The organism is Geobacillus proteiniphilus (assembly GCF_001908025.1).
GTDB lineage: Bacteria > Bacillota > Bacilli > Bacillales > Anoxybacillaceae > Geobacillus > Geobacillus proteiniphilus.
The window spans coordinates 1-3,754 of record NZ_MQMG01000094.1 but is presented as its reverse complement, the minus strand read 5'-3'; the positions used below and the strand labels follow the sequence as shown (position 1 = coordinate 3,754).

The 3,754-nt window shown below is 56.6% G+C and carries 5 protein-coding genes and 1 pseudogene; all 6 read right to left on the bottom strand.

The window, feature by feature from the left end; all coding sequences use genetic code 11:
• Positions 1–575, bottom strand: a pseudogene (locus BRO54_RS18475) (NADH-quinone oxidoreductase subunit C); the annotation flags it as partial.
• Positions 576–578: 3 nt separating this feature from the next.
• Complete coding sequence (locus tag BRO54_RS18470) at positions 579–1,091, bottom strand: NuoB/complex I 20 kDa subunit family protein (RefSeq protein ID WP_074044827.1); 513 nt, start codon at positions 1,089–1,091, stop codon at positions 579–581.
• The gene (locus tag BRO54_RS18465) at positions 1,082–1,450 is read right to left on the bottom strand and encodes an NADH-quinone oxidoreductase subunit A (RefSeq protein WP_074044826.1); all 369 of its coding nucleotides are present in this window, start codon (positions 1,448–1,450) and stop codon (positions 1,082–1,084) included. The genes BRO54_RS18470 and BRO54_RS18465 overlap by 10 nt, the downstream gene beginning before the upstream one ends.
• 356 nt (positions 1,451–1,806) lie before the next feature.
• A complete protein-coding gene (locus BRO54_RS18460; RefSeq protein ID WP_044732826.1) occupies positions 1,807–2,208 on the bottom strand; it encodes a F0F1 ATP synthase subunit epsilon in 402 nt (133 codons plus the stop codon).
• A 22-nt stretch (positions 2,209–2,230) separates the two neighbouring features.
• Entirely contained in the window at positions 2,231–3,652 is a 1,422-nt protein-coding gene (atpD, locus tag BRO54_RS18455; RefSeq protein WP_011232825.1) for a F0F1 ATP synthase subunit beta, read from the bottom strand.
• Positions 3,653–3,679: 27 nt separating this feature from the next.
• The coding region (locus BRO54_RS18450) for a F0F1 ATP synthase subunit gamma (protein ID WP_139268092.1) at positions 3,680–3,754 on the bottom strand (75 nt) is incomplete at its 5' end.

Genomic DNA, 3,754 nt, shown 5'->3' with positions numbered 1-3,754 from the left:
GCCGCCTTCGCCCGTGCTTCCTCGGCCGCCTTTCTCTTCGCCGCCTCAAGGTCATCCCCTGTCGACGCACCGGACGCAGCCGCCTCGCGCTGTCTCCGCAGTTCCGCCGCCTTCGCCCGTGCTTCCTCGGCCGCCTTCCGCTTCGCCGCCTCAAGGTCATCCCCTGTCGACGCACCGGACGCAGCCGCCTCGCGTTGCCGCCGCAGTTCCGCCGCCTTCGCCCGTGCTTCCTCGGCCGCCTTCCGCTTCGCCGCCTCAAGGTCGTCCCCTGTCGACGCACCGGACGCAGCCGCCTCGCGCTGTCTCCGCAGTTCCGCCGCCTTCGCCCTCGCTTCCTCGGCTGCTCGTTTTTTCGCCAATGCAAGATCGTCGGCCGATGCCGGTTCCGTTGCCTCTCCCTTCGTTGTTTCGATCTGGCTGTCATTCGAATTCGGGGGCGTTTTCAAACTGCCCGTTTCGGCGGCTGACTTGGCCTGTTCATCTGCCTGCCTAGCCGCGAGCCGTTCGCGCGCCAGCTGTTTTGCCCGCTCGGCTGCCTCTTTTTTTCGCTGGGCCAAATCTTTTTCTTCATCCATCGGTTACAGCACCTTCTTCCCCGTTTTGGCTTCCAATCGGATTTTTTCTTTTAATTTATGAATGCCGTAAATGAGCGCTGCCGGGTTCGGCGGACAGCCCGGTATGTACACGTCCACCGGGACAATTTGGTCGACGCCTTTGACGACGCTGTACGATTTGACGTACGGGCCGCCGGCTGTCGCACACGAACCCATGGCGATGACCCATTTCGGTTCGGGCATTTGGTCATACAACCGGCGCAAGAGCGGCGCCATTTTTTTCGTCACCGTGCCCGAGACAATCATGACGTCCGCCTGCCGCGGCGAGGCGCGGAAAAACGAACCGAACCGGTCGAGGTCGTAATGGGCGCCGCCGACCGCCATCATCTCGATGGCACAACAGGCAAGACCGAACGTCAACGGCCAAAGCGAACTGCTTCGGGCCCATCCTTTCAACTGTTCCAACGTCGTCAAAAAGACGTTTCGCTTCACTTCTTCCATTTCGATGCCAGAAAAACCCTCCCATTTCACATCCATCGTAACACCTTCTTTTTCCAAGCATAAATAAGGCCAATGGCAAGCAAAACGATGAAAATGATCATTTCCACTAACGCGAACAAGCCGAGTTGGTCATAGACAACAGCCCACGGGTACAAAAACATCGTCTCGATATCGAAAATGACAAACAGCAAGGCAAATAGGTAGTACCGAACTTGGAACTGAACGCGCGAGTCGTGAAAGGGATTGTTACCGCTTTCATAAGTTGTCGCCTTCATCTCGTCCGGCACGTGCGGCCGCAGCCACCGCCCGGCCGTGAGCGCCCCGATCGGCAGCAGCACACCGAGACAAAGAAAGACGAAGATGATCAAATAACTGTTGGCGTAGACGTTGCTCAACCAGCTCGCCCCCTTCCGGTTTACTACATACGTATGGTGTTAATGATGAAATTTTTCAATAATTCCTTCTATTTCATTATAACATTTATATCCAGCCGTGTCAGCAAAACTTCGGATTATCCCTGTCAACACTGTAGCAAGCCGCAAAATGCGCCCACGCGGCGCTCACCGGCATGCACGAACCGACCGGCACAGGCCTAGACCCAGCGCGGCAGTTCATTGCGCAAATATAGAGGAACGTTCGATCCGCTGCCAAATGACGAAAAAGCAGAGGAGCAACCCCTCCTCTGCCTGGCCGTTCTCTTCCTTGTTTTTTCCAAACTAAAAAAAGCAGAGGAATCGCTATTCCTCTGCTTTTATTTCATTTCCGCAACGCTCAAACGGTTCATGGCGCGTTTTAACGCCAGTTCGGCCCGCTTGAAGTCGATGTCATCCTGCTGGCTTTGCAGGCGGCGCTCCGCCCGCTCTTTCGCTGCTTTGGCGCGCAGGACGTCAATGTCCTCCGCCCGTTCAGCAGCTTGAGCCAAAATCGTCACTTTGTCCGGGCGGACTTCCAAAAAGCCGCCGCTGACGGCAATGTATTGCGTTTTGCCGTCTTTTTTCAGCCGGGCCGCGCTGATCTCGAGCGGTGCGACAAGCGGAATGTGCCCCGGCAAAATGCCGAGCTCGCCGCTTTTCGCTTTGACGCTTACCATCTCAACATCGTCTTCGTACACCGGGCCATCAGGAGTAACGACGCTCACGTGGATCGTTTTCATTGTCCAATCCCCCTATCCCGGGTCACACTTCGACACCCATCGCTTTCGCTTTTTCGACCACTTCTTCAATGCGGCCGACTAAGCGGAACGCATCTTCCGGAAGATGGTCGTATTTGCCTTCCAAAATTTCTTTAAAGCCGCGCACCGTTTCTTTCACCGGCACGTAGGAGCCCGGTTGGCCCGTGAACTGCTCCGCCACATGGAAGTTTTGCGACAAGAAGAACTGGATGCGGCGGGCGCGGTGAACGACGAGTTTGTCTTCATCCGACAGTTCGTCCATCCCCAAGATGGCGATGATGTCTTGCAATTCTTTATAACGTTGCAGCGTTTGCTGCACTTTGCGGGCGACTTGGTAATGCTCCTCGCCGACGATTTCCGGCGCCAACGCACGCGATGTCGAAGCGAGCGGGTCAACGGCCGGATAAATCCCCATCTCCGCGAGCTTCCGCTCCAGGTTCGTCGTCGCATCCAAGTGCGAGAACGTCGTGGCCGGAGCCGGGTCCGTATAGTCGTCGGCCGGGACGTAAATCGCTTGAATCGAGGTGATCGAGCCTTTCGCCGTCGACGTGATCCGCTCTTGCAATTGACCCATCTCCGTCGCCAAAGTCGGTTGGTAACCAACGGCCGACGGCATGCGGCCTAACAGCGCCGACACTTCCGAACCGGCTTGCGTGAAACGGAAGATGTTATCGATAAAGAGCAACACGTCTTGGCCTTGCTCATCACGGAAGTATTCGGCCATCGTCAAGCCGGTCAAGGCGACGCGCATCCGCGCCCCCGGCGGCTCATTCATTTGCCCGAACACCATGGCCGTTTTGCTGATGACGCCGGAATCTTTCATTTCATGGTACAAGTCGTTTCCTTCGCGCGTCCGTTCGCCGACGCCAGCGAAGACGGAAATCCCGCCGTGCTCTTGGGCGATGTTGTGGATCAGTTCTTGGATCAAGACCGTTTTCCCTACGCCAGCGCCGCCGAACAAACCGATTTTTCCGCCTTTAATATACGGGGCAAGCAAGTCAACGACTTTAATCCCCGTTTCCAAAATTTCGACTTCCGTCGCCAATTCCTCGAATTTTGGCGCCGGGCGGTGAATCGGGTCGCGTCGGGCGTCAGCCGGAATGTCGCCTTCCAAGTCGATCGGCTCGCCCAAGACGTTGAACACGCGGCCAAGCGTCACCTCGCCGACCGGCACCGAAATCGGTGCACCGGTATCGATGACTTCCATGCCGCGGATGAGGCCGTCTGTGGACGCCATCGCGATCGTCCGTACCGTGTCATCGCCAAGGTGCAAGGCGACTTCCAATGTCAAGTCGATGTCGACTTCGTTTTCGTTGCGCGCTTTATGTTGAATTTTCAGGGCGTTGTAGATCGCCGGCAAGTGGCCGTTCTCAAACTTGACGTCTACAACCGGACCCATGACTTGGATAACGCGTCCTCTTGTCATCGTTTTCCCTCCTAACTTGCTAGTCCCCTATTGCAAGGCGTTTGCTCCGGCGACAATTTCCGTAATTTCTTGCGTAATCGCCGCTTGGCGAGCGCGGTTGTA